The following is a 15478-nucleotide window of genomic DNA, read 5'->3' on the forward strand; positions in this document are numbered from 1 at the left end:
GACAATGCGCATTCTCGTCGTGGACGACAACAATACCAATCTGACGCTGTTATCGGAGCTCGTCGCGACGCTTCCCGGCTGCGAGGCGCTGGGTTTCCTCGATCCTTCAGAAGCGCTCTCGAAAATGCCGGATCTCGATTTCGAAATCGCTGTCATCGACTATCAGATGCCTGGTTACAACGGGATCGAATTGCTCCGGGAAATCCAGATGTTTGATCGCTATCGGGGAAAGCCGGTGGTCATGGTTACGGCCGATACGGATATGACGGTCAGGATGGCGTGTCTTGATGCGGGCTCGATCGACTTCCTCAACAAGCCCGTCAACCCTCTCGAATTTCTCGCCCGTCTGAAAAACCTCATCGCATTGGTGGACGCGCGCAACAAGCTTGCCGACAAAGCGGAATGGCTGCGGGTCGAGGTCGACAAGGCGGTTGCCGAAATTCGCGCCCGCGAAGAGGAGATTATCGACCGCCTTTCGATTGCAACGAGCTTCAAGGATTCCGACACGGGCTTTCACACCAAGAGAGTGGGCGAATATTCCCACCTGATTGCGAAGGCCCTTGGGCTGAATGAAGAGTTCTGTTCCGATATTCGTCTGGCTGCGCCGATGCATGATGTGGGGAAGGTTGGCATACCCGACGCGGTGCTGTTGAAGAAGGGCAAGCTTACGGAACAGGAATTCGCCTCCATGCAAACCCACACTCTCCTGGGTTCCGACATTTTGCGTGAATCGAAATCGGGCCTGCTGCGGCTTGCGGCCAGCATCGCGGCTACCCACCATGAGAGGTGGGACGGGCAGGGCTACCCACGACGTCTCGCGGGTGACGCCATTCCCATCGCTGGCCGTATCGTTGCCGTTGCCGATAATTTCGACGCACTGACCACGGAGCGCCCCTACAAGGAAGCATGGCCGGTCGAGAAGGCTGTCGCGCATATCAAGGGCCGTTCGGGTTCGCAGTTCGATCCCGCCTGCGTGGAGGCATTCGAGAAGGCGCTGGATGACATTCTGTCCGTGCGTGATCGACTTGCCGACAAGCAGGCTGCGTTTTTCGAGAATGCCGTCGCTTCGTGATCCGAAAGCGCGCGCAACTGACCATCGTTTCAGAAGAACGCTGCCCATAAGGGCGCGGCAAAAATCGGTTGGCTAAAATGTCCTGCGCTGGTATGCTTACCTCAACGTAACCTTTATGGACGCCAGCAGCATTGCTTGAAGCTTTCGCGCGGCGGAATGGATAAGACAGTGATTGACCCCGGAAACGGCCCAAAGCCGTCGGAACCAGGGGCATCGACAGTGGAAAAAGGGAGTGCCAAGCGCTCCCGTCGTGGCAAGAGCAGGCGTAACGGCAAACCCCGTGACGCTAATGTTTCGCCGCAGCTTCATGGTGTCGATTCCCGCCCGGATTCCCCATCCAAAGGCGATCCCGAGCGAGACTCGGCGCCGAAAAAGCGCAAGCGCCGCAGGCGTTCGCGCGGACAGGGCGGTGCACAGTCTCCCAATGAGACAGTCGTTGGCCGCGAAACTGCGCCCGAACAGCCAGCAAATGGCGCTCCAGCGCAGGCAAAACGAAAGAACCGAGGCGGCAAGCGCAGCCACCGAGGCCCGCAGGGCAGACCGCTCGTTCCCTCCCATGCGCCCAAGCCTGCTGCCCGCCAAAACGGCCCGGCTGCCGCGCAGCATTCGTCTGCAGCGCCTGAACAGGCGCGGCTGCTGGCCAGGACGCAAGGCCATTATCGCGATAGCGGCAGCGACGGAAGTGCGGACATGTATGCCGCGCTTGACCTTGGAACCAACAATTGCCGCCTGCTGATTGCTCAGCCCACGCGTCCCGGCCAGTTCCGCGTCGTTGATGCGTTTTCCAGGATTGTACGACTGGGCGAGGGGCTGGTTTCGACCGGTCGCCTGTCTGACGATGCGATGGACCGGGCAGTCGAAGCCTTGCGCGTCTGTGCCGCGAAGCTTTCCGGACGCTCGATCCGTCGTATGCGGCTGATTGCGACTGAAGCCTGCCGCGCTGCGAGCAATGGTGAGGAATTCCTGGCCAGGGTAACGCGTGAAACCGGTCTCGATCTGGAAATCATCAGCCGCGAAACCGAAGCCCGGCTTGCCGTTTCCGGCTGCTCCTCCTTGGTGGGCAGGGAAGCGCGCTCCGTCGTTCTCTTCGATATTGGCGGTGGATCGTCAGAGATTGCCGTCATTCGCGTAGGCGAAAACCGCTCCAACCGGCTTGCAAACCACATTACCCATTGGACATCGCTTCCAGTCGGCGTCGTGACGCTTTCGGAGCGGCATGGCGGTCGCGATGTGACGCCTCAAGTCTTTGCGGCCATGGTGTCCGAGGTCGAGGGGCTGCTGGACGCATTCCATTGCCCGCCTTTGGCGCAGGAAGCTCCGCACGAGGATTTTCATCTGATCGGAACGTCGGGCACGGTAACGACGCTGGCGGGTGTGCATCTCGATCTGCCGCGATACGACCGACGCAAGGTGGACGGGCTATGGCTTTCGGATGCCGAGGTCACCGCCATGCAGGACAAGCTTCTGGCCTGGGACTTTGCGGGCAGAGCCGCCAATGCCTGCATTGGTCCTGACCGTGCCGACCTCGTGCTGGCCGGATGTGCCATTCTCGAAGCGATCCGCAGACGGTGGCCTTCGCAGCGAATGCGGGTAGCGGACAGGGGGCTTCGCGAAGGCCTTTTGACGGATATGATGGCAGACGATGGCGCATGGCGCCGCAACAGAATTCGCCGTGCACAGATGCAGGGCAAGACGGAACGGAAAGGTTGACATGAGCAAGGCGCCCACAAGTACCAACCGTACCGGACGCAAGATCGGCCAGAAGGTAAAGAAGGCGAAGCTGAAGCCGTCTTCACGCGCCTGGATCGAGCGTCACATCAACGATCCCTATGTTCAGCGCGCAAAGCTGGAAGGCTACCGCGCGCGCGCGGCTTTCAAGCTGCTGGAGATCAATGACAAGCATCAAATTTTGAAAGGTGCGCGCCGCATCATCGATCTGGGTGCTGCTCCCGGAAGCTGGTCGCAGATTGCCGCCAAGGTGACGGATTCGACCGAAGACGATATTCGCGTCGCCGCGATCGACTTTCTCGAGCTCGATCCCATTCCCGGCGTCAAGATTCTGCATCTCGACTTTCTCGATCCGGCTGCCCCGGACCTTCTGATCGAATCTGTCGGTGGAACGCCGGATCTCGTTCTCTCCGATATGGCCGCGCCCACCACCGGCCACCAGAAAACCGACCATATCCGTACCATGCATCTGTGCGAAGTGGCTGCCGATTTTGCAGTGCAGGTGCTGGCCGAAGGCGGGCATTTTCTTGCCAAGACGTTCCAGGGCGGAACGGAACGGCAGCTTCTGGATATGCTCAAGAAGAACTTCAAGCAGGTCATCCACGTCAAGCCCGCATCGTCGCGCTCGGAATCGGTGGAAATGTTCCTGCTTGCCAAGCACTTCAAGGGAAGAAAACCCGGCGACGCCACGACCCGAGAACAGGATGTCGATCCCGACACAATTCAACCGGGCGCCGATCCACGCGATGACGACTACGAAGACATGGATATGCGCTGAAACCGGCGCATATCTTCATTCTGCGGGCTGCGATGCCTTTTCTCTATGGCCTGAAACGGCAGCTCCGGCGCGGCGGTCCATCGCAATCAGCGGAACGATGGCAATCAGCGAGACAGCCGCCACGACCATGAAGGCGGTGTGAAAATCCGCCAGCTGCAAATGCGCGCCCGAGATGTAGCTGCTGACTTCCAGAATAGTTGCCGCAAAGGCAACACCCAGCGCAAGGCTGATCTGCTGCAGAACCGATGCCATTGATGTGGCCTGGCTGGCCTGCGCGTCTTCAATGTCCGAATAGCCGAGCGCATTGGTGCCGGTGAAGAAGAAGGACCGGGCAAATCCTGCCGTGACCAGAAAGATCATGATCAGCGGATAGGGCGTATCGGGCGTGAAGAAAGAGTTGGCAAGCGTGGTAAAGGCGCCCACGACGCCAGCGCTGATCAGCACGGACCTGAAACCGGTGGCAGCAAAGACCCGCCGCGCCATGAACTTCGTGGTGATCGCGCCGATCGCACCTGCAAAGGTAATCATGCCCGACTGAAACGGGTTCAATCCGAAACCGATCTGCAGCATCAGCGGCATCAGAAACGGTATCGCTCCGGTGGAAATACGGAAAATCGTACCGCTGACCGAGGCTGCTCTGAAGGTGGCATTTTGGAAAATCTTGAAATCCAGAATCGGGGCAGGATGCGCTCTGGCGTGACGCATATACCAGAAGCCGCACAGGAAGCCGATGAGGGTGGCGGCAATTCCGATGATGGGAGGTAGCGCGGGAAGGCTGACGACGGACAGGCCGAAAACGACGCCGGATGCCGCGACGCCTGAAAGGATGAAGCCTTTCGTATCCATGGGCGGCGGATTGGTCGTCTCTATTTCCGGCAGATAGATGGTCGCCAGCCATATGCCAATGGCCCCGATGGGCACATTGATGAGGAATATCCAATGCCAGGAAAAATAGGTGGTGATGAAGCCACCGATCGGCGGGCCGGTCAGCGGACCGACGAGACCCGGAATGGTCAGCAACGCCATTGCGGATACGAGTTCACTGCGCTTGGTCGTGCGCAGAAGCACAAGTCTTCCAACCGGCGTCATCATGGCCCCGCCCATGCCCTGCAGGAAGCGTGACAGGACGAATTCGACCACGGATGAGGAGATGGCGCAACAGATCGAGCCGACGATGAAGATGGCGATGGCGAAGCGGAAGATCTTCTTTGCGCCGAACTTGTCCGCCATCCAGCCGCTGATGGGAATGAAGATCGCCAGCGCCACCATGTAGGAGGTCAGTGCCAGCTTCAGCGTGATCGGTCCCACATTGAGATCGGCCGCAATGGCTGGCAGCGAGGTGGCGATGACGGTGGAGTCCATCTGCTCCATGAAGAGAGCGACGGCAAGAATGAGCGGGATGATGCGGTTCATGGAGTGACTGCGGGAAGCCCGCATCCTGATGGGGTCGTTATGAGTTAACTACGCCCCTGCGCACCATTTGCCAACTAAACAATCTGCAAGGCTGCCGTTTCCATTCACGTCTGTGTGAGATTGATTTTTCTACACAATCTTACGCGTTACTGGTGATAGTCCTGTCGACGGGATGAAATATTGAAGGAGGTTTTGATGAGCAGTTTTCTGAATATGAACAGGCGTGGCCTGTTCGCGGCCGCGGGCATCGGCGCTTTGGCTGCGCCCTTCGTGCTTCGCAGCACGGCCTTTGCCCAATCCAACCAACCGCAGACATCCATGAAGGTGAACCACGCGATGCCACCCGAAACAAATCGATTCAAGCTCGGAAATTTCGAAGTTCTCGTCGTCAAGGACGGCGCCCGTGCTTCCGGCGCCCCCGGTGAGACATTCGGCACCAACCAGAGCAAGGATGCGGTGGGCGATCTGCTCCAGAAGAATTTTCTTCCCGCCGATCAGTTCGTCAACAGTTTCTCGCCTGCACTCATCAACACCGGCTCCGATCTCGTGCTGTTCGATACCGGCTTTGGCGAAGGCGGCCGCGAGGTTGGCAATGGACGCCTGATGGAAGGTCTTGCAGCCGCAGGCTATACGCCTGACGATGTGACCGTGGTCGTGTTGACGCATATGCATGGCGACCACATTGGCGGTCTCATGGAAAAGGGTGCGCCCGCTTTTCCGAAGGCACGCTATGTCATGGGCCAGGCCGAATATGATTTCTGGACAGACGCCAAGCGCGTCGGGACCCCGGCTGAAGGCGGACAGAAGGGCGTGCTGGCAAACGTCAAGCCGCTGGCCGAAAAAGCAACCTTTATCGGTGACGGTGCGACGGTCGTTCCGGGCATCACCAGCATGGCCGCCTTCGGCCACTCTCCGGGCCACATGATCTTCCGTGTCGAATCCGAAGGAAAGCAGCTGGTGCTGACGGCGGATACGGCCAACCACTTCGTGCTGTCTCTTCAGCGCCCCGAATGGGAAGTCAAGTTCGACATGGACAAGGCCGCCGCCGCTGCAAGTCGCAAGAAGGTTTTCGACATGATTGCGACAGACCGCCTGCCGTTCCTTGGTTATCACATGCCGTTCCCGGCTGTGGGCTACGCCGAGAAGCAGGATGTCGGTTACCGCTTCGTGCCCAAATCCTACCAGTTCGACATCTGACATCTGCTGCATTGCGGCAACAGGGGAAACCCGGACTTTGTTTCCGGGTTTTTTCTATTCCCTTCCTGTCATGAACGTGTTACCAGCCCTCGCCAACTTCCAAGCAATCCTTTGCATGGCGCCGGGGTGAACTTTTCGTTCCGGGTCGTCCTGCATTTTCAAAATAGGAATTTGGCCATGGCACGCATTATACAAACCCCCACAGGTCTTGACGCTCTGACATTCGACGATGTTCTGCTCCAGCCGGGGCACTCCGAAGTCATGCCGGGCCAGACAAATATTTCCACGCGTATTGCCCACGATATCGAACTGAACCTGCCGATCCTGTCGTCTGCAATGGACACGGTTACGGAAGGCCGCCTTGCCATCGCCATGGCGCAGGCGGGTGGCATCGGCGTTATCCACCGCAACCTGACACCCATCGAGCAGGCCGAAGAGGTCCGTCAGGTCAAGAAGTTCGAAAGCGGCATGGTCGTCAACCCTGTGACGATCGGACCGGATGCCACGCTCGCTGAAGCACAGGCGCTGATGAAGACCTACAGCATTTCCGGTATTCCAGTTGTTGAAAATGGCGGTTCTGGTGGCCACAAGAGCGGCCGCCTCGTGGGCATTCTCACCAACCGCGATGTGCGCTTTGCGTCCGATCCTGCGCAGAAGATCTACGAGCTGATGACCCGCGAAAACCTCGTGACGGTCAAGGAAAGCAGCGTCGATCAGCAGGAAGCCCGTCGTCTCCTGCACAAGCACCGCATCGAAAAGCTGGTTGTCGTCGATGGCAAGGGCAACTGCGTCGGCCTGATCACCGTCAAGGATATCGAAAAGTCGCAGCTCAACCCAAATGCCACCAAGGACGCACAGGGCCGCCTTCGCGCCGCAGCCGCCATCAGCGTTGGCGCTGATGCAATTGAGCGGGCAGAGCGTCTGATCGAGGCCGGTGTGGACCTTCTGGTAGTCGATACGGCCCATGGTCATTCGCAGCGCGTTCTCGACGCCGTCACGCAGGTCAAGAAGATGTCGAATTCGGTTCGCATCATCGCCGGCAATGTCGCGACAGCCGATGGCACCAAGGCGCTCATCGATGCCGGTGCGGATGCGGTCAAGGTCGGTATCGGCCCGGGTTCGATCTGCACCACACGCATCGTTGCCGGTGTCGGTGTCCCGCAGCTCGCGGCCATCATGTCGGCTGTGGAAGCGGCGCAGGCCGTGGATATTCCCGTCATTGCCGATGGCGGCATTAAGTTCTCTGGCGACCTTGCCAAGGCAATCGCCGCCGGTGCATCCGCCGTCATGATCGGCTCGCTTCTGGCCGGTACGGATGAAAGCCCGGGCGAGGTGTTCCTGTACCAGGGCCGCTCCTTCAAGGCTTACCGTGGCATGGGCTCCGTTGGTGCAATGGCGCGTGGCTCGGCAGATCGCTACTTCCAGGCGGAAGTGCGCGATACGCTGAAGCTGGTACCTGAGGGCATCGAAGGTCAGGTTCCGTACAAGGGTCCGGTTTCCGGCGTGCTGCACCAGCTCGCAGGTGGCCTGAAGGCTGCCATGGGCTATGTCGGTGGCGGTACGATCAAGGACTTCCAGGAACGGGCAACCTTCGTTCGCATCTCCGGTGCGGGCCTGCGCGAAAGCCACGCCCACGATGTGACGATCACCCGCGAAAGCCCGAACTACCCCGGCGCAGTTTGATCTTTCGATCCATTATGTAAAATGCCAATAAAGAGACGCTCTCCGCGCACGCAGCTTCGGAGAGCGTTTTGCTGAAAGGAAAAGAGAATGTCACCAACGACCGCAATGTTCTGGCCCATGATTGCTCACGCATTTCTGGTCTTCGGTCTTTACGTGCTGCTCTTTCTACGCCGCAAGGAATATACGTTCAGCGACAGGCAAGCCTTTCAGAATTTTCGCGAGACGGGCAAGGAATCGGACCGAAGCCTTGTGGTCAACAAGAACCTTGCCAACCAGTTCGAAATTCCGGTGCTGTTTCATGCTGTCTGTATCCTCCTCTACATTACCGATGCGGATAACATCGGCACCGTTGCTCTCGGCTGGGTATTTGTGATTGCGCGTTACGTGCACACCTATGTCCACGTCACCAGCAACAACCTCCGCTATCGTGCGCCCGCTTTCGCCATAAGCATGGCGTCCGTTATCCTGATGTGGGGCTGGCTGGCCGTATGGCTGGCATTGGAGTAGGCGGTTACCCGTGATCTGACGCCACCGGTTCCAGATCGCGAAAAGTTGTTTCGCGCAGCCTGCGTCGCTACACCGATCTCTTCTGATATGCGCTAATGTTACCTTGAGCCGCGCATAAGGGAGAAGATGATGACGGACAAGCCAGACATCACTCAGGCCATGATCGACGCCTATGATGAATATACGCATCTCAGCCTTGATCGCCGCAAATTCATGGAAAAACTGACGCTGCTTGCCGGGTCTGGCGCCGCAGCCGCAACCATTGCGCCTCTGCTCGCCGCCAGCAACGCGCAGGCTGCCATGGTTGAAGAAGCGGACGAACGTCTCGTCGCCGAGACCGTCAGCTACCCCGGGGCAAAGGGCGAGATGAAGGGATATCTCGTCAGGCCCAAAGACGCTTCGGCATCGCCGGGATCTGTCATTGTCATCCATGAAAATCGCGGTCTGAACGGACATATCCGCGATGTCGCCCGCCGGGTCGCGCTGGAAGGTTTTGTCGCACTCGCACCGGATTTCCTGTCGCCTCAGGGCGGAACGCCTGATGATGAGGACAAGGCCCGGGAAATGTTCAGCGGTCTCGATATGGCTGCCACTGTCGCAAATGCAGAGGCCACGCGCGCGTGGCTGGCAAAGCGCGAGGGTGCAAACGGCAAGGTCGGTGCCGTCGGCTTCTGCTGGGGCGGTGGACTGGTCAACCGACTGGCCACGAAGTCTGAAGGCCTGAACGCCGGTGTCGCCTATTATGGCGCCCAGCCGCCGGTCGAAGATGTCCCCGCCATCCGCGCGCCGCTGATGCTACATTATGGCGGACTGGATGAGCGCATCAATGCCGGCATAGACGCCTATCGAAAGGCGCTGGAAGCCAACGGCAAGCAGTTCGAGATCTTTGTGTATGATGGCGTCAACCACGCCTTCAACAATGATACGTCCAGCGCGCGCTATGACAAGAAGGCTGCGGATCTGGCCTGGGGCCGAACGATCACGTTCTTTCGCAAGACCTTGAGCTGAGCCTGGGTTTCCCGCAACCGTCTACCAGCCCGGGGCCAACTGGCCGGTTCGCAGCCGCGCCACCTTGGGAAACTGCTTGAGATCACCGTCCCGCTCATCGGGCGGCGAACTCAGCGAAATATTGTCGAGACACGCGGTTATGTGGTCCGTGATGGCGTTGATCAGCGAAGGGGAAAGACCCGGGCGCTTCATCAGGCCGATCTGCACGGGCGGCAGCGGCGGGAAACCGTCTGCAGCCGTCAGCACCCTCATGCCAGTTCTCAAGGTGGATTCCGGAAGCACGGAGACGGCCATGCCAGCCAAGACGGCAGCGGCGATGACGGTGGACGACCAGCTGGTAAACAGGACCTGATAGTCGCGCCCGTCTGCATCAAGCGCCGAAGCGGCCAGCTGTCGCCAGTGGCAATCGCGTCGCCCTACGGCGAGTGGTACGGGCACGTCGTCCCGCAGGGGATGGTTTGCGGAGGCCACCCAGCAGAGGGGTTCGGTCCGCACTATATCGGAGGTACGGGCGCGGGGATTGTGCGTCACCAGTGCGATGTCCAGCTCGCCCCGGGCCATTTTTTCCGCGAGACTCACCGAAGGTTCGCAGACAATGTAAAGCTCGACATTCGGATGCGTCTTGGCGAAGCGACCAATGATCTCCGGCATGTAGCGGTCGGCATAGTCATCCGGCGTGCCGATGCGCAGCGTGCCCTCCAGACGGTTATCATCGAAAGCGGCGACGGCTTCATTGTTCAGGCGGATGATGCGGCGGGCATAATGCATCAGCTTTTCGCCTTCAGCGGTGAGCCGGTTGCCGCGCCCGTCCTTGGCAAAAAGCTGCTTTCCCAGCCGCTCCTCCAACCGTCGCATCTGCATGGACACGGCCGATTGGGTCTTGAACACCCGGTCCGCCGCCTTGGTGAAGCTGCCAGAATCGATGATTGCAATGAAGGTATGCAGCTGGTCTATATCGAGGGGTGCGGACATGGCGTGCCATCCATCAGAATGATTGATGCCTGACATTAAAAACATTCGTTGGACTGATCAATAGTCTTGCGACATTTTGACGCTCGAAACATCAAACAATCAGTTGGGTCGTTCGCAAGGGCGGCCGGACCGGCGGCCTCTGCGCATGGGCGCAGCGGCAGCGCCTCATCGTGCCTGGATGAAAGGATAGTGTCATGCGCACGGCAGAACGGAAAATGGAACTTGGTTTGATCGCACCGCAGGCGGCCATGGGCCGACAGGTCGCTCAATCTGTCGTCAAAGGTTTCGTCACGTTTCTGCGTCGTATTGTCAATCGCACCAAGGCCAATAGCCTGTTGGATCTGGACGATCATCAGCTGGCAGACATCGGTCTGACCCGCAGCGATGTCAGGAAGGCTCTGAACCTGGGTCTTCGTGAAGACCCGACCACGCGTCTCGCGCAGCTAGCCAAGATCGCTTCGGTCAAAGCTCTGTAGCCCGAACAGCAATCAGTTTCCCCGCAGGGTGATTTGCCAATTAGCCCTGCCTTTTGCCCGGTGTCCGGCCTTAGCCGCACCGGGCTTTTTTATGCAGAAATGTCAGTACTGATATTCTTCGAAGACGGGCAGAACGGAGTTGTTCCAGCGGCCGTGGTAAAGCGACAGCAGGTCCTCGGCCAGTGTTGCCTTCTTGGCCAGCACCTCGTCCAGCGGGTTCAGGAACACGCTTTCGTCCTGTCCTTCGCTGTTCAGGCGCTTGCGAGCCTGCAGGCCCTGACGCGAAATCGAAACAACGTCACGGGCTACATCCAGCAGGTCTCGACCCGCAATCCTGGCCTTGAGGCCTTGGGCTGGCACCGTATCGCGCATTGCAATCACATCTTCCACGCTCCAGTCGGCGGTCAGCGCATCAGCCGCGTCCAGCGCGCTCTGATCGTAGAGAAGACCGACCCAGAAAGCCGGCAGCGCACAGATGCGGCGCCATGGACCACCGTCTGCGCCGCGCATTTCAAGGAAGCGCTTCAGGCGAACATCGGGAAACAGGGTGGACAGGTGGTTGGTCCAATCGCCGAGGTTCGGTTGCCATTCCGCGATCTCGCCTTTGAGCGCACCGGACATAAATTCGCGAAACGTCATGTGCGTACAGTCGCGGTATTTGCCATCGCGGACGATGAAATACATGGGCACGTCCAGCGCCCACTCGACGTAATCGTTGAAACCGAAATCAGGCTTGAATGCAAAAGGCAGGACGCCCGAACGGCGGTTATCCGTATCGCGCCAGATATCTCCGCGCCATGATAGCAGCCCGTTCGGCTTGCCTTCGGTGAAAGGCGACGAGGCAAAGAGAGCGGTTGCCAGAGACTGCAGTTTCATCGAAACCCGCATCTTCTGGCGCATATCCGCTTCCGAGGAAAAATCGAGGTTCACCTGGATCGTGCAGGTGCGATACATCATGTCGAGCCCCTGCGTGCCGACCTTGGGCATGTAGCGCGTCATGATCGCATAGCGCGATTTCGGCATCTGCGGTGTCTCATCATAAGTCCATAGCGGGCTGCCGCCAATGCCCAGAAAGCGGATGCCCATCGGTTCGGCAATCTCGCGGAGCGTCGCCAGATGATGGTTGGACTCCTTGCAGGTCTCGTGCAGATTTTCCAGCGGAGCGCCGGAAAGCTCGAACTGACCACCGGGCTCGATGGAGATTGCGCCCATGCCATTGGCTTCGGCAAGGCCGATGATGTTGCCCTCATCGATGATGGGTTCCCAAGCCAGTTTCTCCTGCATACCCTTCAGCAGTGCGGAAATGCTGGCTTCGCCGAAATAGGGGACCGGAGAATGGTCATCCCTGAAGAACGCAAATTTCTCGTGCTCGGTGCCGATACGGAAGCTTTCTGCAGGTCGACACCCGCCTGCCAGATAATCGGTCAATTCCTGGACGGAGGAAATGGGTGTCTGATCTGTCGTGTCGCGGGCCATGGAATTACCTTGTCGATGTCGCCTGAGAGGCTTTGTTCTCGCTGATAGGGCGCGCCACCGCCACACGCAAATGAATTTCTTTTAAAGATGAATGCGCCACCCTAGGAGATGGGCCTCCCGCTCGCTACCCTTTTCATCTCCAGTCGCCGAGACTTGCCTGAATGACGGCAAGCGCTGCCACAGCAGCGGTGTCCGCCCGCAGGATACGCGGCCCTAGCGGAATGGGCGTCACGCTGGGATGGTTCCGCAGCAAATGTCGCTCCTCGTCCGAAAATCCGCCCTCCGGGCCGACCAGCAGCGCGATACGCGTCTCCTTGATCCGGCTGAGCGTCGGCATGGGATTTTGCCCCTCATCGCCCTCGTCGCAATAGATAATCCGGCGGTCGTCCGGCCAGCTCTCCAGCAAGTCTTTCAACTTGATCGGTTCCTCGACGCGCGGCACGGCAAGGATACCGCACTGTTCTGCGGCCTCCGTCACATTGGCGCGCAACTTGGCGAGATTAGTAATCTTGCCCTGGACATGCTGCGTCATCACCGGTTGCAACACGCCCGCGCCCATTTCCACGGCCTTTTGCACCAGATAATCCATGCGGCCAACCTTCAGCGGCGCAAACAGATATTGCAAATCCGGCGCAGAAGGCTGCGGGCGGGTCTGCTCCTTGGGCGTCAGCAGGATTTTCTTGCGGGTAGGGTAGGAGAGTTGTGCTTTCCATTCACCATCACGGCCATTGAACAGCAGAATTTCAGCCCCATCCGCCATGCGCAGCACATTTGCGAGATAGTTGAACTGGTCGCTGTTTGCTTCGATGGCCTGTTCGCAATTGAGAGCCTCGGTTACGAAAAGCCGTTGCATTCTGAAATTGGCGCGCATGATTCTCTTTGGTGTTTTGGAGCCTGAACCATCCCGTTGCAGCAGTGGCAGCGAAAGGGTGGTGCATTCAATGCGCTGTCTTTCGTTTCAGCGCAATGCAGATGTAAACCCGGCTCCCGCTTTCTCTTCGAATTGCCCTAGAGCCGAATGAAAAATACATACATCACACCATAACACGCAGCAGCCAGTGCGGCGCTGGTGGGAACGGTGATGATCCATGCAGCGACAATGGTCATGAAATGCGAGCGGCGAACGAGGTAGCGCCTGCGGACTTCGGACGAATTTTCATTATCCTCGGCACTTCCGCCATCGCCCTTGCTGCGGTCGTTGTTTTCCGAACGCTCGGCATCCAGCCGCTTGCGGGCGTTTTGCGTATACCATTCGCGAAAGAAGCCTACGCCGAAGACAGCGCCGATCGCGGTGTGCGTGGTCGAAACGGGCATACCGAAGCGGGAGGCGACGAGAACCGTGAGTGCGGTGGAAACCGAGACGCAGAAAGCCCGCATCGGATTGAGTTTCGTGATCTGCTCCCCGACCAGTCGAATGAGCCGTGGGCCGAACAGAAGGATGCCGCAAGACAGTCCGAATGCACCAATGAGCAAAACCCATTGCGGAGCGGATGCCGTGTCTCCCACAATGACGCCCTGCGTGGCACGCACGATGGCAACGACAGGGCCGATGGCATTGGACACATCGTTGGCGCCATGGGCAAAGGACATGAGTGCCGCAGCCAGAATGAGCGGCCATTGAAACATCTTGCGCAGGGATTGGTTGCGGTTCTCCAGCCCTTGCGACTGCTTGGCAATCAACGGAATGCACAGGCGCCAGGTCAACAGACCGATGGCGAGCCCGGAGAGGATGGGTGTGCTGAAGGAAACGCTGACGACCTGATGAAGGCCGACCCAGATGAGATAGGCCGTGAAGACGCCGCTCATCACGCCTATCAGGACAGGAACCCAGGTGCGGGCCGCCGCGATCTTGTCATCGCGGTAAATGATGAATTCCTTGATGAAGGCCAGGAGCAATGTGGCGAAGAAGGCGCTGATGAAGGGTGTCGCCACCCAAGTCATGGCAATGCGGCCAAGCGAAAGCCAGTCCACGGCCGCAAAGCCATAAGCGGCCGTACCCGCACCGGCTACGCCGCCCACCACCGTGTGGGTGGTGGAAATGGGAGCCCTGAGATAATTGGAAAGATTGACCAGCAGGGCAGCGGTGATGAGAGCGGACAGCATTGCCCAGACGAATATGGAACTGTCGGGTATGGTCCTGATATTGATGATGCCGCTCGATATCGTTTCCACGACGTTTCCGCCGGTGGTCACAGCGCCCAGAATTTCACAGACCGCACCGATGACAAGGGCGACGGCCAGGGGCATGGCCTTGGCACCTACGGCAGGTCCGACATTGTTTGCAACATCTTTCGCGCCAATGCTCATCGCCATGTAGGCGCCGATGACGACAGCGGTGAAGATGATCATCGCGCTCGGCTGGCCAACGACATAGACGCTGGTGACAAGCGCTGAAATCATGAGGAACAGGAGGCCCAGACCCGGAGCGGTCAGGCCCCGTGTCAGGTGATAGCTCGCCTCTTCGACAAGAGTGAGCTTGTCCAGATCCTTGTCGAGTGTCGGCTTCATTCGGTTCTGGGGCTGTTGCGCCATCTATCGGCTTTCGGCTGCGGCGAAGACCGCATTTGCAGGCGCAGTCGCGGTATATCGTAGGGGGTTACAAATTGACTGTATTTACGTCTTGCTGCTGTTGCGTTTGCGCCATTTGCTTGCCGAATGAAAGGAAAAGTTCCTTCAGTTCCGGTTCATTGACCCGGCGCGATGCTTCTTCAGGGGCAACCCATTCAAGCGTGCGGCTTTCCTTTTCGGGAAAGTTCTTCACGAGATCAAGCACTTCAAGCAAATGCACCTGCACGCGGCACATGACCTTTACGCCGTTACGCAATTTCTTTTCGTAATCAAAAAAACCAAATGCTTCTTTTTCGACATTGCCGCGAACGCCTGCTTCTTCGAATGCTTCCTGCAACGCGACAGCATGGGCCTTCTTGCCTTCCATCGGCCATCCCTTGGGAATGACCCAGCGGCCTGTATCGCGGCTGGTCAACAGCAGAACTTCCAACTCACCCGTCTTTTTCCTGTGACGATAGCACAGCGCTGCATATTGCTGCCGCATGGGGCGGCGCAGCATCAGGCAGACATCACTTGCTAGTCGGGTGAGAATGTTCAAGGCAGTCCTTTTCCCACGTGGTTAGGTTGCAATTATATTATTCACAACATTATAGAGAAGCG

General features: G+C 58.5%; 14 protein-coding genes. 8 read left to right on the top strand and 6 right to left on the bottom strand.

The features are described from left to right. The first annotated feature begins 4 nt into the window (after positions 1-4). The 3 genes from ASF69_RS06865 to ASF69_RS06875 all read left to right on the top strand — a co-directional run bounded on the left by ASF69_RS06865 (position 5) and on the right by ASF69_RS06875 (position 3578). Positions 5-1072, top strand: coding sequence for an HD domain-containing phosphohydrolase (locus tag ASF69_RS06865; RefSeq protein WP_062586578.1), 1068 nt, complete (start codon positions 5-7; stop codon positions 1070-1072). A 156-nt stretch (positions 1073-1228) separates the two neighbouring features. Next, positions 1229-2782, top strand: coding sequence for a Ppx/GppA phosphatase family protein (locus ASF69_RS06870; protein WP_082469680.1), 1554 nt, complete (start codon positions 1229-1231; stop codon positions 2780-2782). 1 nt (position 2783) lies between these two features. Continuing rightward, positions 2784-3578 (top strand): RlmE family RNA methyltransferase, encoded by a 795-nt coding sequence (locus ASF69_RS06875; RefSeq protein ID WP_062586579.1) that lies wholly within the window; start codon positions 2784-2786, stop codon positions 3576-3578. A 15-nt stretch (positions 3579-3593) separates the two neighbouring features. Here the strand turns inward: ASF69_RS06875 and ASF69_RS06880 are convergent, their stop codons facing one another. Continuing rightward, positions 3594-4991, bottom strand: a complete 1398-nt coding sequence (locus ASF69_RS06880) for an MFS transporter (protein WP_062586580.1) — start codon at positions 4989-4991, stop codon at positions 3594-3596. A gap of 195 nt (positions 4992-5186) precedes the next feature. Here ASF69_RS06880 and ASF69_RS06885 point away from each other — a divergent pair, with 195 nt between their 5' ends. From ASF69_RS06885 to ASF69_RS06900, 4 genes are all read left to right on the top strand, one after another. Then, positions 5187-6188 (top strand): MBL fold metallo-hydrolase, encoded by a 1002-nt coding sequence (locus ASF69_RS06885; protein WP_062586581.1) that lies wholly within the window; start codon positions 5187-5189, stop codon positions 6186-6188. A gap of 177 nt (positions 6189-6365) precedes the next feature. Further along, entirely contained in the window at positions 6366-7871 is a 1506-nt protein-coding gene (gene guaB, locus ASF69_RS06890) for an IMP dehydrogenase (RefSeq protein WP_062586582.1), read from the top strand. An 87-nt stretch (positions 7872-7958) separates the two neighbouring features. Next, a complete protein-coding gene (locus tag ASF69_RS06895) occupies positions 7959-8378 on the top strand; it encodes an MAPEG family protein (protein ID WP_156462006.1) in 420 nt (139 codons plus the stop codon). A 129-nt stretch (positions 8379-8507) separates the two neighbouring features. Continuing rightward, positions 8508-9386 carry a dienelactone hydrolase family protein gene (locus tag ASF69_RS06900; protein ID WP_062586583.1) on the top strand — a complete coding sequence of 293 codons (879 nt, stop codon included), beginning with the start codon at positions 8508-8510 and terminating at the stop codon, positions 9384-9386. Positions 9387-9407: 21 nt separating this feature from the next. Here the strand turns inward: ASF69_RS06900 and ASF69_RS06905 are convergent, their stop codons facing one another. After that, entirely contained in the window at positions 9408-10358 is a 951-nt protein-coding gene (locus tag ASF69_RS06905; RefSeq protein ID WP_062587198.1) for a LysR substrate-binding domain-containing protein, read from the bottom strand. Between the two features lie 194 nt (positions 10359-10552). On the opposite strand from ASF69_RS06905, the gene ASF69_RS06910 reads away from it, so the two are divergent. Beyond that, entirely contained in the window at positions 10553-10834 is a 282-nt protein-coding gene (locus ASF69_RS06910; RefSeq protein WP_062586584.1) for a DUF1127 domain-containing protein, read from the top strand. Between the two features lie 102 nt (positions 10835-10936). Here ASF69_RS06910 and ASF69_RS06915 read toward each other — a convergent pair whose 3' ends face one another. From ASF69_RS06915 to ASF69_RS06930, 4 genes are all read right to left on the bottom strand, one after another. Further along, on the bottom strand, positions 10937-12310 hold the full coding sequence (locus ASF69_RS06915; protein ID WP_062586585.1) for a glutamate--cysteine ligase: 1374 nt from the start codon (positions 12308-12310) through the stop codon (positions 10937-10939). Between the two features lie 133 nt (positions 12311-12443). Beyond that, positions 12444-13181 carry a 16S rRNA (uracil(1498)-N(3))-methyltransferase gene (locus ASF69_RS06920; protein ID WP_062586586.1) on the bottom strand — a complete coding sequence of 246 codons (738 nt, stop codon included), beginning with the start codon at positions 13179-13181 and terminating at the stop codon, positions 12444-12446. A gap of 137 nt (positions 13182-13318) precedes the next feature. Further along, positions 13319-14842, bottom strand: a complete 1524-nt coding sequence (locus tag ASF69_RS06925; protein ID WP_062586587.1) for an inorganic phosphate transporter — start codon at positions 14840-14842, stop codon at positions 13319-13321. 64 nt (positions 14843-14906) lie between these two features. After that, positions 14907-15416: an NUDIX hydrolase gene (locus ASF69_RS06930; RefSeq protein ID WP_200939047.1), complete on the bottom strand. Its 510-nt coding sequence runs from the start codon at positions 15414-15416 to the stop codon at positions 14907-14909. Between the last annotated feature and the right edge of the window lie 62 nt (positions 15417-15478).

Source organism: Rhizobium sp. Leaf311 (genome assembly GCF_001423445.1).
Classification (GTDB): Bacteria; Pseudomonadota; Alphaproteobacteria; order Rhizobiales; family Rhizobiaceae; genus Agrobacterium.

Coding starts and splice junctions, on each gene's coding strand:
- ASF69_RS06910 (WP_062586584.1), top strand. CDS start 10,553: ATGCGCACGGCAGAACGGAAAATGGAACTTGGTTTGATCGCACCGCAG.
- ASF69_RS06920 (WP_062586586.1), bottom strand. CDS start 13,181: ATGCGCGCCAATTTCAGAATGCAACGGCTTTTCGTAACCGAGGCTCTC.
- ASF69_RS06895 (WP_156462006.1), top strand. CDS start 7,959: ATGTCACCAACGACCGCAATGTTCTGGCCCATGATTGCTCACGCATTT.
- guaB (WP_062586582.1), top strand. CDS start 6,366: ATGGCACGCATTATACAAACCCCCACAGGTCTTGACGCTCTGACATTC.
- ASF69_RS06865 (WP_062586578.1), top strand. CDS start 5: ATGCGCATTCTCGTCGTGGACGACAACAATACCAATCTGACGCTGTTA.
- ASF69_RS06875 (WP_062586579.1), top strand. CDS start 2,784: ATGAGCAAGGCGCCCACAAGTACCAACCGTACCGGACGCAAGATCGGC.
- ASF69_RS06905 (WP_062587198.1), bottom strand. CDS start 10,358: ATGTCCGCACCCCTCGATATAGACCAGCTGCATACCTTCATTGCAATC.
- ASF69_RS06880 (WP_062586580.1), bottom strand. CDS start 4,991: ATGAACCGCATCATCCCGCTCATTCTTGCCGTCGCTCTCTTCATGGAG.
- ASF69_RS06915 (WP_062586585.1), bottom strand. CDS start 12,310: ATGGCCCGCGACACGACAGATCAGACACCCATTTCCTCCGTCCAGGAA.
- ASF69_RS06885 (WP_062586581.1), top strand. CDS start 5,187: ATGAGCAGTTTTCTGAATATGAACAGGCGTGGCCTGTTCGCGGCCGCG.
- ASF69_RS06900 (WP_062586583.1), top strand. CDS start 8,508: ATGACGGACAAGCCAGACATCACTCAGGCCATGATCGACGCCTATGAT.
- ASF69_RS06870 (WP_082469680.1), top strand. CDS start 1,229: ATGGATAAGACAGTGATTGACCCCGGAAACGGCCCAAAGCCGTCGGAA.
- ASF69_RS06925 (WP_062586587.1), bottom strand. CDS start 14,842: ATGGCGCAACAGCCCCAGAACCGAATGAAGCCGACACTCGACAAGGAT.